The following is a 21,365-nucleotide window of genomic DNA, read 5'->3' as shown; positions in this document are numbered from 1 at the left end:
AGCCCGTGGAACGCACCGCTGGACAACACAGTGGAAGAGAGCAACCGCTCCCTTCCACTCCCAACGTATAGCGCACCCCGGGGCTTGCAGCAAGGCCCGGGTCGTGCCGCAGAATCGTCGGCCGATGACTACAACCAGCGCCTTCGACCTGCCCGTCCATCTGACCGCCAAGGCTGACCCGAGCCTGATCGCCGGCGACGAGCAGCACTTCGCTGCCATCGCCGAGAGCCTCGAACAGGCGATCGAAGACCTCTCACACCGGCTGGAGGTCGCTCGCAGGGCGCCGGGCCGGTTGGGTCAGGAGGCCCTGGAACGTGACGTGGAGGTCCGCAGGCTGAGTGCCCGGCTCCGCGCCCTGCGCCGGTTCGGGCTGGACCTGTGCCTCGGGCACATCGTCCTCAGGGACGACCCCGTGCCCGTCTACGTCGGACGGCTCGGCCTCACGGACACCGACGGCCGTCGGCTGCTGCTCGACTGGCGCTCCCCCGCGGCCGAGCCGTTCTTCGGAGCTACCCACGCCGACCCGATGGGCCTGGACAGCCGGCGCAGGTATCGCTGGAGCCGTGGTCGGGTCAGCGACTACTGGGACGAGGTGTTCACCTCGGACGGGTATGCCGGGCACGCCGCCTCCCTCGACGACCAGTCCGCGTTCATCGCCAGCCTGGGGACCAACAGGTCAGCCCGGATGCGGGACGTGCTCGGCACGATCCAGTCCGACCAGGACGCCATCATCCGCGCAGGGTCCCGCCGGCCACTCGTCGTGGACGGTGGTCCCGGGACGGGGAAGACCGTGGTCGCCCTGCACCGCACGGCATACCTGCTCTATTCGGACCCACGACTCGGGCACCGCCGCGGAGGGGTGCTGTTCGTGGGCCCGCACCAGCCCTACCTGGCCTATGTCTCCGACGTGCTCCCGAGTCTCGGCGAGGAAGGAGTCCAGACGTGCACCGTCCGCGACCTCGTCCCCGGAGGCGCAACTGCCCCGACGGAGAGCGACCCGATCGTGGCCGTCCTCAAGTCGTCGGCTGAAATCGTGGCGGCCATCGAGACCGCCGTCCGGTTCTACGAGGAGCCACCCACGACGGGGATGACGGTCACCACCCCGTGGTCCGACGTCTGGGTGGGTGCCGACGACTGGGCAACCGCGTTCGACGCGCCCGACCCCGGTACTCCGCACAACGAGGCGCGCGACCAGATCTGGGACGAGCTGCTGACCATCCTGGTGGACCGACTGGCCGACGACCCCGAAGGTGATCCTGACGACGGCGAGATCTCCCCCGAGCTGCTCCGCAGGTGGCTGCAGCAGAACCGGCAGCTGTTGACGGTCCTCAACAACGCGTGGCCCCTGATCGAGGCAGCCGACCTCGTCGGTGACCTCTGGACGGTGCCCGCCTACCTGCGGATGTGCGCTCCCTGGCTGAGCACGGAGGACATCCGGGCTCTCCAGCGTGCCGATGCCCAGGCCTGGACGGTCTCCGACCTGCCTCTGCTGGACGCCGCCCGTCAGCGGCTCGGCGACTCGGAAGCCTCCCTCCGCAAACGCCGGCACGACGCCGTGGTGACCGCCGAGCGCGAACGCATGGCCAGGGTCGTCGACGACCTGATCGCCACGGACGACTCGGAGATGCACGTGATGTCGATGCTGCGTGGCGAGGACCTCCAGGCAGCGATGCTGGACGAGGAGGCACTCCCCCACGCCGGCTCCGACCAGCTCGCCGGCCCGTTCGCGCACGTCGTCGTCGACGAAGCCCAGGAGCTCACTGACGCGGAGTGGCAGATGCTGCTGGCGAGGTGCCCGTCGAGGAGTTTCACGATCGTCGGGGACCGCGCCCAGGCCCGGCACGGGTTCACCGAGACATGGCAGGAGCGACTCGAGCGGATCGGGCTCGACCGGGTCGACCTCGCCTCCCTGAGCGTCAACTACCGGACGCCGGTGGAGGTGATGGCCCGGGGCCGAGCCGGTCATCCGGGCAGCGATCCCGGACGCGAACGTGCCCACCTCGATCCGCAGCACCGGTGTCCCTGTGGTCCACGGCGCGACGTCAGACCTGGACGCCACTCTCGACGCCTGGCTGGGCGAGCATGCCGAAGGGGTCGCCTGCGTCATCGGTCGCCCGGCGTTCCGGGCGACCTCCCGCGTCCAGTCCTTGACCCCCGAGCTGTCCAAGGGGCTCGAGTTCGACCTGGTGGTCCTCGTCGACCCCGAGGAGTTCGGTACGGGCATCGAGGGAGCGGTCGACCGCTACGTCGCGATGACCCGAGCGACGGGGCAGCTCGTCATCCTCACGAGCTCCTGACATAGGCGGCCAGGTGCTCTCCCGTGAGGGTGGAACGGTCGGCGACGAGCTCGACCGGAGTGCCCTCGAACACGACCCGGCCACCGTCGTGGCCGGCACCCGGGCCGAGGTCGATGACCCAGTCTGCGTGCGCCATGACGGCCTGGTGGTGCTCGATGACGATGACCGACTTGCCCGAGTCGACCAGCCGGTCGAGCAGCCCGAGCAGGTTTGTCACGTCGGCCAGGTGCAGGCCGGTGGTCGGCTCGTCAAGGACGTAGACGTCGCCCTTCTCGGCCATCTGCGTGGCCAGCTTGACTCGCTGCCGCTCGCCGCCGGACAGGGTGGTCAGGGGCTGGCCGAGGGTGAGGTACCCGAGCCCGACGTCCACGAGCCGGTCGAGGACCTTGTGGGCGGCAGGGGTCTTCGCCTCGCCGTCGCCGAAGAACGCCTCCGCCTCGGTGACCGACATCGCCAGGACCTCGGCGATGTTGCGACCTCCCAGCGTGTACTCCAGCACGGACGCCTGGAAGCGTTTCCCCTCGCACTCCTCGCAGGTGGACTCGACGGTCGCCATGACACCCAGCTCGGTGAAGATCACGCCCGCGCCGTTGCAGGAGGGGCAGGCGCCCTCGGAGTTCGAGCTGAACAGGGCCGGCTTGACGGCGTTGGCCTTGGCGAACGCCTTGCGGATCGGCTCAAGCAGTCCGGTGTAGGTGGCCGGGTTGCTGCGGCGTGAGCCCTTGATGGCACCCTGGTCGACGACCACGACGCCGTCGCGACCGGCGACCGAGCCGTGGATCAGTGAGCTCTTGCCCGACCCTGCGACGCCCGTGACGACGCAGAGGACGCCGAGCGGTACGTCGACGTCCACGTCCTGGAGGTTGTGCGTCGACGCACCACGGACCTCGAGCGCGCCGGCCGAGGGACGGACCGACTCCTTCAGGGCAGCGCGGTCGTCGAGGTGGCGGCCGGTGATGGTGTCACTGCGCCGCAGTCCTTCCACGCTCCCCTCGAAGCAGACGCTGCCGCCCTCGGTGCCGGCGCCGGGACCGAGGTCGACGACGTGGTCGGCGATGGCGATGGTCTCGGGCTTGTGCTCCACCACGAGCACCGTGTTGCCCTTGTCGCGGAGCTGGAGCAGTAGCTGGTTCATCCGCTCGATGTCGTGGGGGTGCAGCCCGATCGTCGGCTCGTCGAAGACGTACGTGACGTCGGTGAGGGACGACCCGAGATGCCGGATCATCTTGGTGCGCTGGGCCTCTCCCCCGGACAGGGTGCCTGCCGGCCGGTCCAGCGACAGATACCCCAACCCGATCTCGGCGAACGAGTCGAGGAGGTGTTGCAGCCCGGTGAGCAGCGGCGCGACCGACGGCTCCTCGAGCGCGCGGACCCACTCGGCCAGGTCGCTGATCTGCATCTCGCACAGCTCGGCGATGTTCTTGCCCGCGACCTTGGAGGACCTTGCCTCAGGGGTCAGCCGGGTGCCGTCGCACTCGGGGCAGGTCTGGAACGTGATCGCGCGCTCGACGAAGGCACGGATGTGCGGCTGCATCGCGTCGACGTCCTTGGAGAGCATCGACTTCTGGATCTTGGGGATGAGGCCCTCGTAGGTGAGGTTGATGCCTTCGACCTTGATCTTGGTCGGCTCCTTGTAGAGCAGGTCGTGCATCTCCTTCTTCGTGAACTTCGCGATCGGCTTGTCCATGTCGAAGCCGGCTCCGGCGAAGATCCGGCCGTACCAGCCGTCCATGCTGAAGCCCGGAACCGTCAGCGCGCCCCCGCTCAGTGACTTGCTCTCGTCGTACAACGCCGTGAGGTCGAAGTCGGAGACCGCGCCCATGCCTTCACAACGTGGGCACATCCCTCCCAGGTAGACGACGTCGCGGACCACGTTCTTCTCGACGCGACCCGAGGCCTTCTCCGTGCTCATGACCCCACTCGCCTTGCGCGTCGGGACGTTGAACGAGAAGGCAGTCGGCGGCCCGACGTGCGGGTGTCCGAGGCGGCTGAACAGGATCCTGAGCATGGCGTTGGCATCGGTGGCCGTGCCGACCGTGGAGCGGGGGTTCGCACCCATCCGCTCCTGGTCCACGATGATGGCCGTCGTGAGTCCCTCGAGCAGGTCGACCTCGGGGCGGGCCAGGCTCGGCATGAAACCCTGCACGAAGGCGCTGTAGGTCTCGTTGATCATCCGCTGCGACTCCGCGGCAATGGTCGCGAACACCAGCGAGCTCTTGCCCGAACCCGACACGCCCGTGAAGACCGTCAACCGGCGCTTGGGGAGCTCGACGTTGACGTCCTTCAGGTTGTTCTCCCGCGCGCCCAGCACGCTGATCGTGTCGTGGCTGTCGGCGGCGTGGACCGCTTGCACCTGGCTGTCCTTCGGTGTGGCCATGCTCGGTCGTGTCTCCGTCCGTGAGGCGATGCGCGGGGTGTGCTGCCGAGTTGGCGTGCAGCAAGGGTGCGGTGCGGTTCAGCCCTGCTGGATGCGCAGGAGGTTGCCGGCGGGGTCGCGGACGGCGCAGTCGCGCACGCCGTACGGCTGTTCGGTCGGCTCCTGCACGATGTCGGCGCCGCTTGCCGCGACCCGCTCGAACGTGGCGTCGAGGTCGGCGGTGGCGAGGAGCATCGTGGCGTAGGTGCCCTTGGCCATCATCTCGACGATGGTGCGACGTTCCTCGTCGGTGATGCCCGGGTCGACTGCCGGCGGGTGCAGCACGATGGACGTGCCGGGCTGGTCGACGGGGCCGACCGTGATCCACCGCAACCCGTTGTAGCCGACATCGCCCCGGACCTCGAAGCCGAGTGTGTCGCGGTAGAAGGACAGTGCGGCGTCCGGGTCGTCCTGTGGCAGGAAGCTGGCGTGAATGGTGATGTCCATGAGGTTCAGGCTAGTTGCGCCTCGGTGGCCCGCGCTTCTCGATTCCTGATCGGTCTGGTCACCTGCTTCGTCACGCACGACGGCATCTCCGGCGTCGGCGTTGCCATCCGCTGCCGGTAGGTGCTCGGTGGGACGCCGACCAGCTCGGTGAACCGGGTGCTGAAGGTGCCCAGCGACGAACACCCCACCGCGAAACAGACCTCGGTGACGCTGAGCTCCCCGCGACGCAACAGCGCCATGGCGCGCTCGATGCGCCGGGTCATGACGTAGCTGTACGGAGACTCACCGTAGGCCTGCTTGAACTCACGGCTCAGGTGCCCGGCCGACATGTGGGCGCCACGGGCCAGCGCCTCGACGTCCAGCGGCAGGGCGTACTCGCGGTCGATCCGGTCGCGGACCCGGCGCAGCCGTGCGAGGTCACGCAGGTGCTGCTCGGCGGCGGGAGTGCTGGTCACCTCGAAAGCGTGCCACGTGGCGCGCGCCCGTGCCAGCGCCTTCGGCACAGGGCAGGCTCGCCACGCGGTGCAGGCTCCCCGGCACCACCACCTCCCCGGCACCACCTCCCCGCGCGACCACTCCCCTACCCCGCTGGAGTCCGCCTCCGGGTCAGCCGGTGCGCCTCGACCTCGTAGCGGCTCGCGGTTGCCGCCCCCGCGCGGAAGAAGCGGCGCCTCAGGGCACCCGCGACCTCGACCTGGTCCCCGGCGGCCAGTCGTCGGGCAGCCTGACGGGTGCGTCCCGTCCAGCAGGCCACGTCGATCGTGTCGACACTGGCGGAGCCCGGACCGCGACCCGGAGGGCGCGGCACCACCAGACGCAGGGCGGCCACCCTGTCCCCGCTGGGCAGCTCGCGCTCGTGGACGGCACCGCTGACCTTGCCCACCAGTCGCACCTCGTTGACCCACTCCACTGTGTCATCCATGCGTTCACGCTGCCGGTGGTGCCGGCTCAGGTCGAGGACCGCGAGGTCCACGTGTGGACGACGGCGGCGACGACGCCCACGTGGGGACACAGGGAGCCGTCATGGGGCCGTGGCGCTGCGGCCCCGGCCGGTGTTGCTGCTCAGCCCCACCAGAACGAGGTGGCGATCACGGCATACACCGCGATCAGCGCGGCCCCCTCGATCCAGGTGGACTCACCGTCGAAGGTGATGAAGGCCGTGATGATGACGGCGATCACGACGGACACCACGAGCATGGGTGGGAACACCAGGGTCAGCGTCGCGAAGCCGAACACCGACGACAGCACGACGAGCAGAGGAGCCAGCACCAGGGCGATCTGGATCGGCGAGTTGATGACGATCGAGAAGGCGTACTCCGACCGGTTGCGGGCGGCCAGCTGCACCCCGACGACGTTCTCGATCGCGTTGCCGGCGATCGCGACGATGACCAGACCGGCGAAGGCGTCGGAGATGCTCAGGGCCTTCATTGCCGGCTCGAGCGCCACGACGAACCAGTCCGACACGAACGCCGAGAGCACCGCGGCCAGCGCCAACAGGCCGACTGCGAGCCAGACCGGCCAGCGGGGAGCCTCGTGCTCCATCTCGTCCGCTCCCGATCCCCCGGTCGGCGAGCTCCGGCGTAGCGAGGCAGGCAGGGTCAGCGCGAACAGGACCAGGAGGACCACCGACACGATGAGCGACAAGATCTTCTCGTGGGCTGCGGCAGGCGTGTGCACGTAGTGCGCGAGTGACGGCACCACCATGGCTGCGACGGACAGCACCATCAGGACGATGATGCTGCGGGCGCGTTCGGAGTTCAGCTGTTGCGTCCCGTGCCTGAGCCCGCCCACGAGGAAGGCCAGGCCGAGCACCAGCAGGAGGTTGGCGAGGATCGACCCGATCAGGGCTGCCTGCACCACCGCCACGAGTCCGGCCTTGAGGGCGAAGAGGGCGATGAACAGCTCGGGGAGGTTGCCCAGTGCCGACTGCAGGACGCCCGTCGCGCCGGGTCCGAACCGGTCTCCCAGCTGCTCCACGGACCGCCCCACCAGCGAGGCGAGCAGGGTGACGGCCACTGCCGAACAGACAAACGGCAGCACGGCACCCGCCCCGACGAAGTGGGTCAGCGCGGCCAGCGCGACCGCGAGCCCACCGCCGGTCAGGACGACGTAGTCGGACCTGACGAGGACGGACTCGACCGGGGTCGCGGTGCGGGGAGCGGTGCTGCAACCCCTAAGCGGGGGGTTGCTCACCTCCGCGCCGCTCGGGGGTGGTCGGGCTAGGGCAGGTAGTACGTCGGGTTGGGCAGCTTGATCGCGCGGTCCGCCGACCCACCGATCAGGTCGCTGTACTGGTCACCGAAGTTGGCGATGATGTCGAAGCCCTGGGCCTCCACGTGCGCCCGCGTCTGCGACTTGTACTCGATCGTCGTGCACCGGGGTGCCAGGACGCAGGTCGCGTACGACGGGATCGGCTCGGTGGACGTCCACTTCGTGTAGTAGTTGTCGGGGCCGAAGCCGGTGTACCCGACCTTGGCGAGGTTGCCCAGCGTGGCGGCCCGCTGGGTCGTGTTCCGACCGGTCAACCCGACCAGGGTGCAGCCGGCCTCTGCCGCCGCGTTGGCGAAGGAGACCATGCCCGGAGTGGCTGGGAATCGCTGCGGCTGGACCCACTGCTGGTCCTGGACCGTGGGGTTGAAGACGAAGTGCATCGCCGCAACCTCCATGTCGTAGGTCCACAACGTCGTGTCGTCCGCATCGAGCACGATGGCGGGGTTGCGGCCCTGCTTCGTCTCGGTGCGGCACTGCCGGAGCAGCTGGCGACTGTGTCGGTCGACGAGCCGGGTGAGCTCCGAGATGTAGGGCGACGAGACCTTGTTGGAGATGCCGCTGCCGGAGTCGCCGTAGTAGACCGCGATGGTCTTCTTCACGACGTCGATGTTGGGGATCCCTTCGCCGCCCTGGGTCAGCCCGCTGGACCCGTCAGGCTTCATCGTGAAGCGGGTTCGCGGAGCCAGCCACGGCTCGCTGACGCCGGGCAGGTTCGGCGAGGGGAGGTAGTAGGTGGGGTTCGGCAGCTTGAGTGACCGGTCGGCATACCCGCCCTGCAGGTCTGACCACTGGTCACCCACGTTGAGCACGATGTCGTAACCGAGGTCCTGCTCGATGTGCTTGCGGGTCCCCGCCTTGTACTCGACGGTGTTGCACGTGGGCGCTGCCGCGCACGTGAGGTAGCCGGGCGGTGTCGTGCCGGAGTTGTACTTCGTGAAGAACCGGCTCTCCGGGAAGGCGGTGTAGCCCACCTTGGCGAGGTTGCTGACGGTGTGCGCCTTCTGGCTGTCGCTGCGCCCGGTGAGGCCGAACACCGTGAAGCCCATCGCCTGGGCGTCGTTGACGAAGTCGACCATCCCCGGGACAGCCGGGAACCGCTCCTCGTTGACCCACGGAGCCTGGGCGGCCGGGGTGAACACGAACTTCATGTCCCCGACCTCCATCTGGTAGGTCCACAGGGTCGTGTCGTCGGCATCGAACACGATGGCCGGCTTCTCGTGGTGCCGCTGGGCGTTGGCCAGCAAGCGGGGAAGCGCCTGGCGCTGCCGGTCCAGGATCGACGTCAGCTCGCTGATGTAGGGCGAGCTGGTGGGGTTGGCTGCACCGGTGCCGGCCGGGTCGCCGTAGTAGGCGTAGATGGTCTTCTTGACCGAGTCGATGTTGGGGATGCCCTCTCCCCCAGCGGTCAGCCCGCTGGAACCGTCAGCCTGCATCGTGAAGTGCGTGCGAGGGGCGAGACGGGTGTCCGTGCCGTGGGCGGTGGCCGAGCCGGCGCCCGTGGAGGCTGCAGCGGCGAGGGCCAGGACTGCCGCTCCTGCCGTCACCGCCGCCCGCCGGACCTGGGCGGCGGTGGGGCCACCCCTTCTGCTGTGGACGGGGTTGGCCATGGACGCACGCTCCTGGGTTGGGTTGGGGACAGCGACTCGATGAGGTGACAACGCGTCGGCTAGCGGGGCTGGCGAGTGCCGGTTCCGGCTGTCGGTTGTGGTGACTGGCGGAGGCTACGTAAGCCCTGACCTCACCGGAAGTGACAACTGTCATGGGTGGCAGACTCGGCCCATGGAGGCTCCGGAAGTGCTGCGCCCGATGGTCGACACCGACGTGCTCGACGTGCTCCGGCTCAACGCCGACCACGTCGAGCTGCTCTCCCCCCTCGACGCGCTGCGACTCGGCGACCTCCGGCGATGGGCCTCGCGCGCTGATGTGATCGTGTGCGACGGGCAGACGGCCGGATTCGTCCTCGTGTTCGGGCCGGGCACCGCCTACGACTCGGAGAACTACCGCTGGTTCGGTGATCGCTACGGGAGCGAGTTCGACTACCTCGACCGGATCGTCATCGACGACCGCTTCCGGCGCCGGGGCCTAGCGACCGCGGTCTACGACGCGGTCGAGGATGCGGCCGTGGTGCGGGGTCGACTCGTCCTCGAGGTCAACATCGATCCCCCGAACGTTCCGTCCCTGGAGTTCCACCGACGCCGGGGCTATCGCGAGGTGGCCCAGCTGGGCGATCCCGGTCACCGCGTCAGCCTGATGGCCCAGTCGCTCTCCCACTAAAGGACGAGAGAAAACGTGACCTATCGCGGTTAAGGTGCGTTGAGGAGTTCGGAGCTGCCCAGAGAGGGCAGCAGAGGGAGTTGGCTGACCGTGCTTGGGCTCGCAGGAAGAGCCGGCGTAGCCGCAGGCGTCCTGACCGCCGCGGTGCTGGCAGGGTGGACGCCCGCCTACGCCTCCACGACGGCCCCACCCGCACCATCGGCCACTTCGTCCACACCCGCCCCCTCGTCCACCTCGTCGGCAGCTGCTCCGCAGTCCAGGTCGACCAAGCCCTCCGCCCCGCCAACCGACCCGGCCGATGGTCTGGCCGGGCACCCGACGGACGGTCTCGTGACCGGTGGAGGGACGGTCACTGCCGGGGCTACGGCCACGCCCGGAGCGGGTGGCGAGGCAACGCTCAGCCCCGCAGAGCTGGCCGCGCAGATCGCCGCCGCGGATGCGCTCACGAGGGACCTCACCGCCTCCAACGCCGGGATCGCGGCCGCGGCGACCAAGCTCGACCGACTCGCCCTCGAGGCCAACACCCTCCTGCAGGAGTATGCCGCCGCACGTGACGCGGAACGGGCCGCACGCGAGGAGGCCAACCGCAACGTGCTGCTGTACCAGCAGCTGAGCACCCGCCTTGGTGAGGACCGCCGGGCCCTCGGCCAGTGGGCCTACCTCGCCTACGCCGGAACCGGCGGGGCCATCAGCGACATGGGCACCCTCTTCGACTCCCTGGCGAAGTCGGCGAGCGAGGCGAGCGACACCGCCGCCCAGCTGTCCTACCTCACCGACCAGCGCACGGGCCAGATCGAACGGGTCCAGAACCAGACCCAGCTGCAGCGCACCATCGCGATCAAGGCCGTCGAGGCCAGCACCAGGGCCACCGAAGCCGCGACCCAGGCCGCCGACGCCAAGAAGAAGCTCGACGTGGTGGTCGAGGAGCAGAAGGCCCAGCTGGATGCGACCAGGCAGCTGCACGCGGAGCAGGTCGCCAAGGCCGGGCCTGTGGCAGGTCTGCTCCTCGGCAGTGGCAACGCGGCCGCGATGGACGCGTCGAAGCGACTGCGCGCTGCCCTCGTCGTGCCGGGAGTGCTGGCCGACGGGTCGGTCAAGGCGTGCAGCACCAACGAGACCGAGTACCCCAACGGCAAGATCCCGGTGGCCGGTCTGTGTCCGCTCTTCGGTGCCCTCGGGCAGAGCCTTCGCCCGGGTGCGGCCGCTGCGTTCAACGCGATGAGCCTCGCGTACGAGAAGGACACGGGCTCCCCCATCTGCGTCACCGACTCCTACCGCTCGTACGCCGAGCAGGTCGCGGTGAAGGTGGTCAAGGGCAAGTGGGCCGCCACCCCCGGGCGCAGCGAGCACGGCATGGGCCGGGCCGTGGACCTCTGTGGAGGCATCAACAGCTTCGGGACGCCTGCGCACCTCTGGATGAAGCAGAACGCGCCGCTCTACGGGTGGTTCCACCCGGACTGGGCCGAACCCACCGGTTCGCTGCCCGAGCCGTGGCACTGGGAGTATGCCGGGTAGTCACCGCGAGGCCCCGACTCGCCACCTCTTTTGGGTAGGAATACCCATCTGCGCGAGTAGTCGTTGTGCCACCCTTCACGCATGACAACAGAGGCGGCCGCGCCACAGTCGACGTGGGCTGAGCACGAGCAGTACAAGAGGCCCTGGTACTGGTACGACTGGGCGAACTCCGCCTTCGTCACGACGGTCGGCACCGTGCTCTTCGCGCCCTACCTCACGACGGTCGCCAAGGAGGCCGCCTGTCCCGGACTCGATGACGACCAGAGCTGCCACGTCGACCTGCACGTCGTCCCGGCTGCCGCCGACCTGCCCAGTGGGGTCTGGCAGGTCGCCCTGGCGCTCACCCTCCTGGGTCTGGCCGCGCTGGTGTTCACGGTCGTCCAGATGGTCCGCAACAAGCCCGCGCTGGTGCCGACGGCCATCCCGCTGTCGTTCGCTGCCCTCGGTGCCCTCGTTCTCGTCCTGACCGCTCCCCTCGACCCGGGGTCCGTCGCGTCCTACACGGTGACCCTGTCGACCATCATCTCGGCGGTCCTGCTGGTCTTCGTGGGAGCCATCGCCGACCGGACGCCGCGCCCGGCCAGACTGCTCGGGGCCTTCGCCTGGGCGGGCGCCGTGGCCGCGTCGCTGCTGTTCTTCCTCCACGGGTCGAACTGGCGGTTCGGTGCGCTGATGATGATCCTGGCCACGATCGCCCTGGGCTCGTCCCTGGTCGTGTACGACGCCATCCTCTGCCGGATCGCCTCCCCCGACGACCGCGACGCCGTGTCGTCGCGGGGCTGGGCCCTGGGCTACCTCGGCGGTGGGCTCCTGCTCGCGATCAACCTGGTCATCGTCTCCAAGCCCGACCTGATCGGCGTGGACAAGGGCATGGCGGTGCGGATCAGCATGCTGTCGGCTGGGCTGTGGTGGGGTCTGTTCACGCTCATCCCCGTGCGCGGGCTGTGGGACCTGCGCGGTGGGGAGATCGCCCGCGTCGACCAGCCGTCCGCAGGCATCGTGCGCGGCAGCTACGCCCAGCTGGGACACACGTTTCGTGACCTGCGGACCTACCCGCACACGCTGATGTTCCTGCTCGCCTACCTGTTCTTCAACGACGGGATCCAGACGGTCATCTCCTCGAGCAGCCTCTATGGCGCCGAGGAGCTCAAGTTCGCCCAGGAACAGCTGATCGCCCTGATCCTGCTCGTCCAGTTCGTGGCGTTCGGAGGGGCGCTGCTCTTCGGCCGGTTCGCCCGCAGCTACGGGGCGTGGCGGACCATCCTCGGGTCGCTGGTGGCCTGGGCTGCCATCGTCATTGCGGCGTTCTTCGTCCCGGAGAAGGCGTTCATCCCCTTCATCGCCCTCGGTGTCCTCATCGGAATCGTGCTGGGAGGCAGCCAGGCCCTGAGCCGGTCGTTGTTCAGCCAGCTCGTGCCCAGGAGCCGCGAGGCCGAGTTCTTCGCCTTCTACCAAGCCATGGAGCGCGGCACGTCGTGGTTCGGCACGCTGCTCTTCGGCCTGGTCCACCAGTTGACCGACTCCTACCGGCCGGCGATCGTCGCGCTGATCATCTTCTTCGTCCTCGGCTTCGTGCTCCTGCGCAGGGTGGACGTACGCCAGGGGATCATCGACGCCGGCAACGAGGTGCCCGCGATCGTCTGAATGTGATTTGCGTCACAACTGCCAACGAAACGGGCGTCCCCAACGTCGGAACATTGCACGGGTCTACGGCGTTATGCCGAGTGAATCCCCGAGCCCCCACCCGAGCGGGCAGGGTACCAAGCACGTTGGGAGAACCCCGTCATGGCAGAGCGCACCCTCCGGGGCAGCCGAATGGTTTCGCACAGTCTCGAGACAGACGACCACGTCGTCCCGAGCGAGCGACAGATCACGTCCTACGTGTGCCCACTGGGCCACCGGACCGAGCTGCCCTTCTCGATCGAGGCGGAGATCCCGTCGACCTGGGAGTGCCGTTGCGGCGAGGAGGCCCGTCTCGTCGACGGCCCCGAGCCCGAGGTCAAGCAGGTCAAGCACGTCCGCACCCACTGGGACATGTTGCTCGAGCGTCGGTCCATCCCTGAGCTCGAGGAGCTCCTCGAGGAGCGCCTGGTGCTCCTGCGCGAGTCGCGCGGCGAGAAGCCCCGCCGCAAGCGCACCGCCTGAGCCACAGCAGCACGAAGGCCGCGTCCCGATCAGGGGASGCGGCCTTCGTCATGCGTGGTATGCCGCGTGGTGAGCGGCTAGAGGACCTCGCCCTCGATGACGTCGGGTCCACTGGACGACTGTCCGCCGGCCCCGCCGGATCCACCGGGACCAGCACCGGGACCAGCACTGGTGACCCGGCCACCGAAGAGACCCCCGAGCAGCTTCTTGGCGACGACGGTCTCGAGCAGGGTGCGAGCGATGGGCCGCGTGAAGGGCAGGATGAAGAAGAACCCGACGATGTCGGTGAGGAACCCCGGGGTGAGCAACAGGGTCCCGCCCACGAGGACGAGCGCCGCGTCCGCGAGCTGTCGGCTCGGCATCTGACCCGTGGTCAGAGCCGTGCTGAGCGCCTTCCAGGCGCGGGCCCCCTCACGCCGGACGAGCCAGGCGCCCAGGGCCGACTCGACCAGCAGCAGGACCAACGTCTGCCAGCCGCCGATGACCTTGCCGACCGCGATGATCGCCGCGATCTCCAGGACCGGGACGACGAGCAGGAGCACGAACGCGACGGCCAGCCAGCGCGGCCGACGTCGCCGCGCATAGGGGGTGCGTCCTACAGCCGGTGCCACGTGGGCTCCCTGCGGCCCAGCCGGCGCACCTGGTCGGATCGGTGCGCCAGTCCCCAGGACGTGATCCGGAGCAGGGACTCCCGCATGATGTCGCCGCTCATCTTGGAGTCACCGACCTCGCGCTCGACGAAGGTGATCGGCACCTCGACGACGCGCAGCCCGAGCCGGACGGCGCGCTGGGTGAGGTCCACCTGGAAGCAGTAGCCCTGGGACGCGACGTGGTCCAGCCCGATGGCCTGCAGGGCGCTGGCGCGGTAGACGCGGTAGCCGGCGGTGGCGTCGTGGACCGGCATGCCGAGCAGCGCGCGGGTGTAGATGTTGGCGCCGACGCTGAGCGCCTTGCGGTGCAGTGGCCAGTTGACCACGCTGCCGCCACGAACCCAGCGCGCGCCGATCACCAGGTCGGCGTCGGAGAGGGCCGCCAGCAGGCCCGGCAGCTGCTCGGGCTGGTGCGAGCCGTCGGCGTCCATCTCCACGATGGCTCCGTAGCCCTGCTCCAAGGCCCAGGTGAAGCCCGCGAGGTAGGCATTGCCTAGACCCTGTTTGCCAGGTCGGTGCAGCACGTGGACCTGCGGGTCGGCCGCGACGATCTCGTCCGCGACCTTGCCGGTGCCATCGGGAGAGTTGTCGTCGAGCACGAGGACGTCCGCAGTCGGCACCGCGGCACGCACCCGCTCGACGATCCTGGGCAGGTTCTCACGTTCGTTGTACGTCGGGATGCACACGAGCACCCGGTCGACCTGGTCAGACAACACGATCTCGTCAGACAACGACAGGATCCCTTCGGGGTTGAGCCGGTGCGGTGGGTCCGTCCGTGGCGCGATCGACCCTAGCGGTCCGACGCCGCAGGCACAGACCGAGCGCCAGGAGTGTGACGAACGCCAGGCCCGCGGCATACTCCGGCAGCGGTCCGAGGCGATCGGACACGGTGACCTCGGTGCGGACCACCGGCGACCCGTAGCGGGCCGCTGCGCTGAACAACGTCGTCTTGTCGACGGACGTTCCGTCGGGGTTGATGAACCCGCTGACTCCGACGGTGGAGACGTGGACGACCGAGCGTCCGTGCTCGATGGCGCGGATCCGGCTGATCGCGAACTGCTGCTCGGACTCGGCGGTGTAGCCGAACGTCGCGTTGTTGGTCTGCACGGCGAGGATGCTCGCGTCCCGCCCGGGCTGCAGGGTCGAGTCGCGCATCAGCCCGTCGTACGCCACCTCGAAGCAGATCGTGGGGATGATCCAGTAGGGCCGCTCCCCCGCCACCGGCACCTCGAACCCGCCCGGCCGGTCACCCTTGGTGAAGTCCCGGGTGACCAGGTCGACCTTGTCGGAGAAGTTCCGGAAGAAGTCGCGGAAGGGGATGTACTCCGCGAACGGCACCGGGTGCTGCTTGACGTACCGCTGCGGGTCGGGGACGCCCGGGCGGTAGAACAGGCTGGCGTTGGAGATGTAGGGGGCCGGGCCGTCGAGGACAGCACCCACGAGGATGGGCGCCTTGACGGTCCCGACGGCGAGCCGGATGTCGGCGGCCGCGTCGGCGTTCTCGAACGGGTCGATGTCCGAGGAGTTCTCCGGCCACACGACCAGGCTCGGCGCCGGATGACCCGTGGCGACCGCCCCGAGGGTGCCCTGGACATGGTTGTCCAGGACCTTGCGACGCTCGGCGTTGAAGTCCAGTCCGGCCTTGGGCACGTTGCCCTGGACGAACAGGACCGACACCTTCCGCCCGTCCGTGGGCGGCGTCGTCGCGACGGCCAGGCCCAGCGGCGCCAGCGCCAGCACTGCGAGGGCCACCGCCAGGGGCCGGTATGCCGCGGCCTGGGCCGGGCGCGGCCGCCCGACCCGGTGGGTGAGCTCGCGGACGACCAGGTGCAGCAGGACGCCCAGGGTGGCCACGGCGAAGGTGAGACCGGGGGCTCCCCCGAAGCGGGCGAACGGCGCCAACGGGCCGTCGGCCTGGCTGAAGGCCAGGCGCGCCCACGGGAAACCGCCGAACGGCGTCGTCCCTCGAGCCCACTCCTGGAGTACCCAGGCCAAGGGGACGGCGGCATACGCGAGGGGGCGCAGCCGGGAGGTGAGGAAGGGGCGTTGGGCCGCAGCCGTCAGCGCGCACATGGCTGCGAGGTAGAGGGCCTCCAGCGTGGCCAGGGCGATCCACGGGAGGTTGCCGACGTAGACGCCTGTCCACGACAGCGTCGGCAGGAAGAACCCCAAGCCATGGGCCAGCCCCAGCAGCAGGGCCAGTCGCCACCGGGCGCCGAGGACCGCCGCGGACAGCAGGCCCACACCGAGCGGGGCGAACCACCAGATGTCGTGTCCGGGAAAGGCGTACGAGGTGACGAGGCCGGATCCCAGGGCGGCGACGAGTCGCAGCCCCGCTCGGAGGGTGATGGTCGGCTTCGGCACGGGACCACGGTAGGACACGGAACGGCCCGCACTGCCGTTGGGACCAGCAAGGGGCCGGCTGGGTGCCGACATCCTGCTGTTGTCTACTAAGCGCGCGGGCCGAGCCGCCGTCCACCACCGCCGAGAGGCGGAGCACCAGTTCGGTCGTACGTCACTGCTGGCGGGCGGTGGCTGCGCGCGCTAGCCACCGGGCAATGCGTACGTCTCCGGCCTGGATTCCCCCTGGTCAACGGTCTTGCGGTGATACAACCGTGGGCAAACTTACCCCCGAGGCGAGGGCTGTCAACCCCGTGTTCACTGGTGCAGGACCTCATTTGCCCTGGTTGCGTGCTCACGCCAAATCCGTTGTGCTGCAAGGCAACTTCAGGCAATCGGCGAACGGTCGGCGTGKCGCGCGCGACACGCCGGAAGCGGCCCTCAGGCGGTCGGTGCCGGCGGGGGAACCACCACGACGCCACGAGCCGTGGTGGCCACCACGGGCGGGTCCAGGACGTCGGCGGCGGACTCACCGCGCKCGGGGGTCCCGCGGCCGACGACCCGCACCTCGAAGTCCATCTCACGGCTCCGGGTCCCGGCCCGAACCAGCCGGGCCTCGATCTCGATGACGTCGCCGGCCCGGACCGGCGCTTTGAACTGGACGTCGGAGTACGACGCGAACAGCCCCTCGTCGCCGTCCGTGCGGATGCACATCTCGGTGGCCACGTCGCCGAACGCCGCCAGCGAGTAGGCGCCGTCGACGAGGTTGCCCGCGTAGTGGGCGTGGCTGTACGGCACATAGCGTCGATGGGTGACGGTGAGGCCGACGGTCGCTCGGGTGGGGGCGGTCATGACTTCTCCTTCGAGACGGGCGAGGCGAGGGCATGGACGAGGTAGCTGGCGACCTCGCCGGGGGTGGTACCGCGGCCGAAGATCCGGTCGACCCCGAGCTTGGGGGCCGAACCCTCCTCGAACCGGGGACCACCGACGACGAGCAGTGGCACCTGCCCGGCAGGGTAGGCCTCTCGGAAGGCTGCGCTCATCGTCGTGGTGTTGTGGATGTGCGCGTCGCGCTGCGTGACGACCTGGCTGACCATGACGGCGTCGGCCTTCTCGGCCCTGGCGCGGGCGACGAGCTCCGGGACGAGCACCTGGGCGCCGAGGTTCACGACCTTGATCTCGCGGTAGTACTCCAGGCCCTTCTCCCCCGCGAACCCCTTGATGTTGAGGATGGCGTCGATCCCGACGGTGTGGGCGTCGGTGCCGATGCACGCGCCGACCACGACGAGCTTGCGACGAAGCCGCGACTTGATCGCCTTGTTGACCTCGGTGGGGCTCAGCAGCGGGAACTCACGCTCCACGACGGTGACGTCGCGCAGGTCGACCAGGTGGGTCGCGCTGCCGTAGACCACGAAGAACGTGAAGTCGGGACCCATCGGCTTGGCGTGGACGAGCAGAGCCGGCTCGAGGCCCATCTTGGCTGCGAGCTGGAGGGCGGCGCCCTCAGCCCGCTTGTCGTGCGGGACCGGCAGCGTGAACGACACCTGCACCATGCCGTCCCCGGTGGTGTCGCCGTAGGGGCGGACGATGTCCGGGGTCTTGCGAGCAGCCTTCGCCCCCTTGGCCACGGCCTTGGCGGGCATCGGGTCGAGCGGCATGGCCTCGTCGGTCGTGCGCGGGTTCTGGGCCGGTGTCATCGGGTCTCCCCGGTCTCGAGGAGGGTCGTGGCCGGGTTGTCGTAGCCGTCGGCGCGGACCACCACTCCGTCGAGCCCCTTGCCGGCGTTCGCGGGACGCTTCATCAGGCCGAAGGTGCCGTCCGCGATCGCCTCGAGCAGGGGTGCCTTCCCGGGCTCCTCGGTGATCGCGGTGAGCAGGTCGATGGCCTCGCCGAGCACGCCTCGAGCCCGGGTCTGGATGAAGCCGTCGCGGGGCGGGTGGAAGTCCTCGGTCAGACCGCCCGCCGCGTTGAGCACGTAGCGGACGTTCTGGAGGGCGAGGTCGCGGTCGGACAGGAACGGGGTGACCACGGCCTCGGTCATCATGCCGACGAGCAGGATGCCCTGACCGGTCATGGCGCCCACGAGGTTGAAGAACCCGTCGAGCAGGTAGCCGCGGAACACGTCGCCGGTCATGTGCTTGGTGGGCGGCATCCACTTCAGGGGTGCGTCGGGGAACAGCTGCCGCGCCAGCAGTGCGTGCGCGAGCTCCATCCGGAACGAGTCGGGGATCTCGGGGTTGATCTCGAACGCGTGGCCCAGGCCCAGCTGCCAGTCCTCGAGCCCCGCCTCCTTGGCGAAGTACTCGTTGAGCAGCTGGCTGACGGTGACCGTGTGTGCTGCCTCGACGGCATCCGCGGTGGTGAGGTAGTTGTCCTCGCCGGTGTTGATGATGATCCCGGCGCGGGCGTGGATCTGCCGACTGAACCGCTGGTCGACGAACGTCCGGATGGGGTTGATGTCGCGGAAGAGGATCCCGTACATCGAGTCGTTGAGCATCATGTCGAGCCGCTCGAGCCCGGCCAGCGTGGCGATCTCCGGCATGCACAGCCCCGAGGCGTAGTTGGTCAGCCGGATGTAGCGACCGAGCTCCTTGGACGTCTCGTCGAGGGCGGCGCGCATGAGGCGGAAGTTCTCCTGCGTCGCGTACGTGCCGGCATACCCTTCACGGGTGGCGCCCTCGGGCACGTAGTCGAGCAACGACTGGCCGGTCGAGCGGATGACGGCGATGATGTCGGCGCCCTCGCGGGCGGCGTTCTGCGCCTGCGGGATGTCCTCGTAGATGTCGCCGGTGGCGACGATGAGGTAGATCCAGGGGCGCTGCTCGGGGTCGCCGTGGCGCTTGATGAGGCGGTCGCGGTTGGCGCGCTGCTTGTCGATGGTGCGGATGCCGCGGCTCACCTCACGGCGCGCGTCCTTGGCTGCCGTGGTGGCCGCCTTGCCCTCGGGGAGCCGGAACTGCACCGAGCCGCTCGCCGCCTTCTGGGCCAGGGTCAGCAGGTCGGGCGCCTCCCCCCTGCGCAGGGCGTCGAAGACCGGGCTGGTGATGCCGTGCTCGAGCCCGACCTCGCCACGGACCGCATCGACGAGGTGGTTGACCCACGGGACGCGCTCGTGGTCGGCGCCGGACAGGCCCGCGAGCCGCAGGGTGGCGCGCTCGACACTGACGGTCGTGTGGCTCTGGGCCAGCTTGACGACAGGTCGCCCGGCCTTGCGAGCCAGGGTGCGGGCCCGGCGAACATCAGCCGGGTCGAGGTCGAGGAGGGGTTTCACGCGCGAAGACACGCGGCAAATCTAGCAGCGAGGGAGAGGATTTCCGGCGCATGGTCCTCTGCGCCGCAAATTCTTCCCCCACGCCGGTCCAGGGTCACGAGCCGAGCGCGCCGGAGTCGAAGACGGTGCGACCGCGCACGACGGTCCGCTGGCAGGTCGGTGAGGGACTGCCCGGCGAGAGGTCCGGCAGGCCGGGCGTCCCGGAGCGCGGGTCGGTGGACCAGGTCTGGATGCGGTCGTCCGGTGCCTGCACCACGAGGTCGCCCACCTCCCACACGGCGAAGCTCGCCGGCAGTCCCAGGTCGAGGTAGCCCCGGTCGTCGTACCCGGCCGCCCGCCAGCCACCCCGGGTGTGGGCAAGGAAGGCCGAACGCGCGGAGACCCGCTGGCTCTCGTCGTGGTGGTTCACGCAGGCCCGCACGGCCTCCCACGGGGCGAACGGGGTCACCGGCGAGTCCGATCCCAGGGCAACGATCATCCCGGCCGCCATCATCTCTGCGAAGGCGTTCATCGGGGCGCAGTCGCCGCCGCGGCGTCCGTGGACGCGGTCGGCGCCCAGCCGCGCGGCATACATGCCCTGGTCGCCACCCCAGAAGGCGTCGAAGGCGGGCTGGACGCTCGCAGTGACCCCAAGTCGCACGAGGCGCTCGATGCCGTCTCGCGAGATCATCTCGAGGTGCTCGAGGCGGTGCCGGGTCCGCGTCACGACGGGAGCCCCGACGAGGGCAGCGGCAGCCTCGAACCCTTCGATCGCGGTGTCCACCCCGGCATCGCCGATCACGTGGAACCCGGCCTGGACGCCCGCGAGCGAGCAGGCAGCGACATGGTCGCGAACCTGCTCGACGGTGAGGTAGGCGTTGCCGGCGTGACCGGAGGCGTCGGAGTAGTCCGCCCGGAGGTGGGCGGTGCGTGACCCGATCGAGCCGTCGATGTTGAGGTCGCCGGCGAGCCCGCGGGCGCCGCGCAGGGTGGCGACGTCCCGGGCCTGCGCCTCGTCGGCCACGAGCTGGGCCCAGTAGCCGATCGTCTGGGGCCCGTCGCCACGCTCCCCCGCCGCCAAGACCTCCGCGAAGTCGTCGGTGCCCGACAGGGTGCGGCCGCCGTTCTCGTGCAGGAGTCCGATCCCGGCTGCCGCCGCGGCCTGGAGGGCCAGGTCGATGTCAGCCCGTCGCTGCGCTGCGGTGACCGCGCCGTTGAAGGCCTCCCGGGCTGCATGGTGGGCGTCCTTGGTGACCAGGCCGTCGCCCTCCCAGCCTGGCAGGTCTCGGGCACCGGAGGCAGCCGCCAGGGCGGAGGAGATGACCGCCGAGTGACCGTCGACGCGGGGTGAGTAGACGACTCCCCCGTAGGTCGCGCGGTCCAGCTCGGCACCGGTGTGCGGCCGGCCCTCCGCCCAGCCGCCCTGGTCCCAGTTGGGGGCGTAGACGGGGCGTCCCTGGTTGGCGCGCGCGGCGTCCTCGATGCGGCTGAGCGCCTGGACGACCGACTGCGTCGTGCCGAGGTCGACTCCGCGAAGACCCGCCCCGGTCTGCGAGGTGTGGGCGTGGGCATCGACGAACGCCGGGGTCACCAGCGCACCGTCGAGCTCCACCACCTCGTCGACCGCGTCGGCGTGCACAGCCGCCGCGTCGTCACCGCCGATCCAGGCGATCGTGCCCGTCGCGTCGTCGACCACCATCGCGTTGGCGAAGGGGTCGATGGGGGTGTAGACGAAGCCGCCGCGGTACAGGGTGGTCACG

Annotated in this window: 17 protein-coding genes and 1 pseudogene; 5 read left to right on the top strand and 13 right to left on the bottom strand. The window is 69.6% G+C overall.

What is annotated here, in order from left to right:
- The first annotated feature begins 124 nt into the window (after positions 1-124).
- A pseudogene (helR, locus tag AC1DS4_RS03025) lies at positions 125-2,297 on the top strand (RNA polymerase recycling motor ATPase HelR).
- On the opposite strand, the gene AC1DS4_RS03020 reads toward helR, so the two are convergent.
- The 6 genes from AC1DS4_RS03020 to AC1DS4_RS02995 all read right to left on the bottom strand — a co-directional run bounded on the left by AC1DS4_RS03020 (position 2,284) and on the right by AC1DS4_RS02995 (position 9,038).
- On the bottom strand, positions 2,284-4,674 hold the full coding sequence (locus AC1DS4_RS03020) for an ATP-binding cassette domain-containing protein (RefSeq protein ID WP_477612963.1): 2,391 nt from the start codon (positions 4,672-4,674) through the stop codon (positions 2,284-2,286). The pseudogene helR and the gene AC1DS4_RS03020 sit on opposite strands and share 14 nt — an antisense overlap.
- 78 nt (positions 4,675-4,752) lie before the next feature.
- Positions 4,753-5,160 carry a VOC family protein gene (locus tag AC1DS4_RS03015; protein WP_477612962.1) on the bottom strand — a complete coding sequence of 136 codons (408 nt, stop codon included), beginning with the start codon at positions 5,158-5,160 and terminating at the stop codon, positions 4,753-4,755.
- Positions 5,161-5,165: 5 nt separating this feature from the next.
- Positions 5,166-5,615 carry a helix-turn-helix transcriptional regulator gene (locus AC1DS4_RS03010; RefSeq protein WP_477612961.1) on the bottom strand — a complete coding sequence of 150 codons (450 nt, stop codon included), beginning with the start codon at positions 5,613-5,615 and terminating at the stop codon, positions 5,166-5,168.
- Between the two features lie 125 nt (positions 5,616-5,740).
- A complete protein-coding gene (locus AC1DS4_RS03005) occupies positions 5,741-6,082 on the bottom strand; it encodes a single-stranded DNA-binding protein (protein ID WP_477632177.1) in 342 nt (113 codons plus the stop codon).
- A gap of 140 nt (positions 6,083-6,222) precedes the next feature.
- The gene (gene cax, locus AC1DS4_RS03000) at positions 6,223-7,353 is read right to left on the bottom strand and encodes a calcium/proton exchanger (RefSeq protein ID WP_477645985.1); all 1,131 of its coding nucleotides are present in this window, start codon (positions 7,351-7,353) and stop codon (positions 6,223-6,225) included.
- A 26-nt stretch (positions 7,354-7,379) separates the two neighbouring features.
- Positions 7,380-9,038 (bottom strand): HAD family acid phosphatase, encoded by a 1,659-nt coding sequence (locus AC1DS4_RS02995; RefSeq protein ID WP_477632175.1) that lies wholly within the window; start codon positions 9,036-9,038, stop codon positions 7,380-7,382.
- A gap of 172 nt (positions 9,039-9,210) precedes the next feature.
- On the opposite strand from AC1DS4_RS02995, the gene AC1DS4_RS02990 reads away from it, so the two are divergent.
- The 4 genes from AC1DS4_RS02990 (at position 9,211) to AC1DS4_RS02975 (ending at position 13,365) form a co-directional block, all read left to right on the top strand.
- The gene (locus tag AC1DS4_RS02990; RefSeq protein WP_477632174.1) at positions 9,211-9,705 is read left to right on the top strand and encodes a GNAT family N-acetyltransferase; all 495 of its coding nucleotides are present in this window, start codon (positions 9,211-9,213) and stop codon (positions 9,703-9,705) included.
- 330 nt (positions 9,706-10,035) lie between these two features.
- A complete protein-coding gene (locus AC1DS4_RS02985; protein WP_477623756.1) occupies positions 10,036-11,220 on the top strand; it encodes a D-alanyl-D-alanine carboxypeptidase family protein in 1,185 nt (394 codons plus the stop codon).
- A gap of 81 nt (positions 11,221-11,301) precedes the next feature.
- Positions 11,302-12,864, top strand: a complete 1,563-nt coding sequence (locus tag AC1DS4_RS02980) for an MFS transporter (RefSeq protein ID WP_477632173.1) — start codon at positions 11,302-11,304, stop codon at positions 12,862-12,864.
- 141 nt (positions 12,865-13,005) lie between these two features.
- Complete coding sequence (locus tag AC1DS4_RS02975; RefSeq protein WP_179423005.1) at positions 13,006-13,365, top strand: RNA polymerase-binding protein RbpA; 360 nt, start codon at positions 13,006-13,008, stop codon at positions 13,363-13,365.
- Between the two features lie 77 nt (positions 13,366-13,442).
- Here the strand turns inward: AC1DS4_RS02975 and AC1DS4_RS02970 are convergent, their stop codons facing one another.
- The 7 genes from AC1DS4_RS02970 to AC1DS4_RS02940 form a co-directional block, all read right to left on the bottom strand.
- The gene (locus AC1DS4_RS02970; RefSeq protein WP_477632172.1) at positions 13,443-13,976 is read right to left on the bottom strand and encodes an FxsA family protein; all 534 of its coding nucleotides are present in this window, start codon (positions 13,974-13,976) and stop codon (positions 13,443-13,445) included.
- Complete coding sequence (locus AC1DS4_RS02965) at positions 13,961-14,746, bottom strand: polyprenol monophosphomannose synthase (RefSeq protein WP_477612953.1); 786 nt, start codon at positions 14,744-14,746, stop codon at positions 13,961-13,963. The genes AC1DS4_RS02970 and AC1DS4_RS02965 overlap by 16 nt, the downstream gene beginning before the upstream one ends.
- The gene (gene lnt / locus AC1DS4_RS02960; protein WP_477632171.1) at positions 14,739-16,379 is read right to left on the bottom strand and encodes an apolipoprotein N-acyltransferase; all 1,641 of its coding nucleotides are present in this window, start codon (positions 16,377-16,379) and stop codon (positions 14,739-14,741) included. Before lnt ends, AC1DS4_RS02965 begins: the two co-directional genes overlap by 8 nt.
- A gap of 417 nt (positions 16,380-16,796) precedes the next feature.
- The gene (gene kal / locus AC1DS4_RS02955) at positions 16,797-17,207 is read right to left on the bottom strand and encodes a 3-aminobutyryl-CoA ammonia lyase (protein WP_477645984.1); all 411 of its coding nucleotides are present in this window, start codon (positions 17,205-17,207) and stop codon (positions 16,797-16,799) included.
- Positions 17,204-18,052: a lysine 5,6-aminomutase subunit beta gene (gene kamE, locus AC1DS4_RS02950; protein WP_477623760.1), complete on the bottom strand. Its 849-nt coding sequence runs from the start codon at positions 18,050-18,052 to the stop codon at positions 17,204-17,206. The genes kal and kamE overlap by 4 nt, the downstream gene beginning before the upstream one ends.
- Positions 18,049-19,638, bottom strand: coding sequence for a lysine 5,6-aminomutase subunit alpha (gene kamD / locus AC1DS4_RS02945; RefSeq protein WP_477623761.1), 1,590 nt, complete (start codon positions 19,636-19,638; stop codon positions 18,049-18,051). The genes kamE and kamD overlap by 4 nt, the downstream gene beginning before the upstream one ends.
- Positions 19,639-19,720: 82 nt before the next feature.
- Positions 19,721-21,364 (bottom strand): amidohydrolase, encoded by a 1,644-nt coding sequence (locus AC1DS4_RS02940; protein WP_477632169.1) that lies wholly within the window; start codon positions 21,362-21,364, stop codon positions 19,721-19,723.
- Position 21,365: the final 1 nt, after the last annotated feature.

This window comes from Pedococcus sp. P3_C7 (assembly GCF_056402615.1).
Note: the sequence above shows the minus strand (reverse complement) of the source record. Positions and strands in the feature narration are given on the sequence as shown.

Bases quoted from the DNA above. Each gene is read 5' to 3' on its own strand.
- AC1DS4_RS03020 (WP_477612963.1), bottom strand. From the start codon at position 4,674: ATGGCCACACCGAAGGACAGCCAGGTGCAAGCGGTCCACGCCGCCGAC.
- AC1DS4_RS03015 (WP_477612962.1), bottom strand. From the start codon at position 5,160: ATGGACATCACCATTCACGCCAGCTTCCTGCCACAGGACGACCCGGAC.
- AC1DS4_RS03005 (WP_477632177.1), bottom strand. From the start codon at position 6,082: ATGGATGACACAGTGGAGTGGGTCAACGAGGTGCGACTGGTGGGCAAG.
- AC1DS4_RS02995 (WP_477632175.1), bottom strand. From the start codon at position 9,038: ATGGCCAACCCCGTCCACAGCAGAAGGGGTGGCCCCACCGCCGCCCAG.
- AC1DS4_RS02990 (WP_477632174.1), top strand. From the start codon at position 9,211: ATGGAGGCTCCGGAAGTGCTGCGCCCGATGGTCGACACCGACGTGCTC.
- AC1DS4_RS02980 (WP_477632173.1), top strand. From the start codon at position 11,302: ATGACAACAGAGGCGGCCGCGCCACAGTCGACGTGGGCTGAGCACGAG.
- AC1DS4_RS02975 (WP_179423005.1), top strand. From the start codon at position 13,006: ATGGCAGAGCGCACCCTCCGGGGCAGCCGAATGGTTTCGCACAGTCTC.
- kamE (WP_477623760.1), bottom strand. From the start codon at position 18,052: ATGACACCGGCCCAGAACCCGCGCACGACCGACGAGGCCATGCCGCTC.